This window comes from Streptomyces bambusae, from assembly GCF_020532645.1.
GTDB classification, from domain to species: Bacteria; Actinomycetota; Actinomycetes; order Streptomycetales; family Streptomycetaceae; genus Streptomyces; species Streptomyces bambusae.
The window spans coordinates 1-474 of the sequence record NZ_JAJAUZ010000157.1 but is presented as its reverse complement, the minus strand read 5'-3'; the positions used below and the strand labels follow the sequence as shown (position 1 = coordinate 474).

Here is a 474-nt window from a genome sequence, read left to right as displayed (position 1 = left end):
GCCTCGGCTTCGGCGTCGCGGCCGTCGGTGTGGACGACGATCCGCCGGGCCAGGAACGCCATGCCCTCGGCGGCCGCGGTCATGCCCATCGGGGTCAGGGCGTAGACAACGGTCCGGCCCGCATCCGGCGCAGCCACCGCCGCCATGGCGGAAGCAGCGGCCGGCAGCAGCCACAGACCCGCCCGCACCGCCAGCGGCGACGACTGCCCCAGCATCGTCAACCCGAGCAGGACCAGCGCAAGCACCGCGGTGGCGCCTTCACCGGCCGCCACCGCACCCGCCGCCGTCCCCACCCCATACACGGCCTGGACGTTCGAATAGGTGCCGTATCCGCCCGCGACACCCGTGGCCAGCATCGGCACGAACGCGAGAGCGAGCACGACCTTCTGGGCCCGCGTCAGCGGGCGCCCCGGCGTCACGCCACCTCTCCCGGATCCGACGCGGCCTTGTTGACCAGCACCAGCATCTCCGACA

At 73.4% G+C, this 474-nt stretch carries 1 pseudogene; it reads right to left on the bottom strand.

What is annotated here, in order from left to right:
- Window positions 1-356, bottom strand: a pseudogene (locus LG634_RS37620) (conjugal transfer protein); the annotation flags it as partial.
- Between the last annotated feature and the right edge of the window lie 118 nt (window positions 357-474).